1 protein-coding gene is annotated in these 539 nt (G+C 47.7%); it reads left to right on the top strand.

Going from position 1 to position 539, the window contains the following annotated elements; genetic code table 11:
• A partial coding sequence (locus R8N49_RS29880) for a TRAP transporter large permease subunit (RefSeq protein ID WP_318190802.1) occupies positions 1 to 539 on the top strand: 539 nt, incomplete at both ends.

Below are 539 nucleotides of genomic sequence, written 5' to 3' on the forward strand. Positions count from 1 at the left end.
GCGGTAATTTGTGCACTTTGGTATCCGGCTCATATCTCTTTGAAGCAGAGCAAAATGGCTCTTGCGGTCGATGTGCTCATCGCAGCAGGAGCTATCGCCTGTTTGCTTTACATTCCATATGCCGAAGATGCGTTGTATGAGCGTGGTGTTAAGTTTGTCACTAGTGACTGGGTCTTTGCCATTATGGCGATATTCATCGTCATCGAACTGATTCGCCGCACCATGGGGTGGTTTATTCCTGTGTTGATTGTGATCTGTTTGAGCTACGTTGTTTTGTGGGGAAAATGGGCGACGGGTATTTTTCATTTTCCGGGGTTGAGCATGGAAACCCTGCTTTACCGTAGTTTTTACTCTTCTGAAGGCATGTTCGGTTCTATTTCTCGCATCAGTTGGACATTCGTTTTTATGTTCATCCTTTTTGGTGCGTTGTTAGTACGCTCTGGCGTTGGGGATTACATCATCAATGTCGCTCGTGCAGCCGCAGGAAAAATCATCGGAGGGCCGGGTTTCATTGCCGTGCTTGGCTCGGGTCTAATGGG

Source organism: Vibrio sp. 1978 (assembly GCF_033344345.1).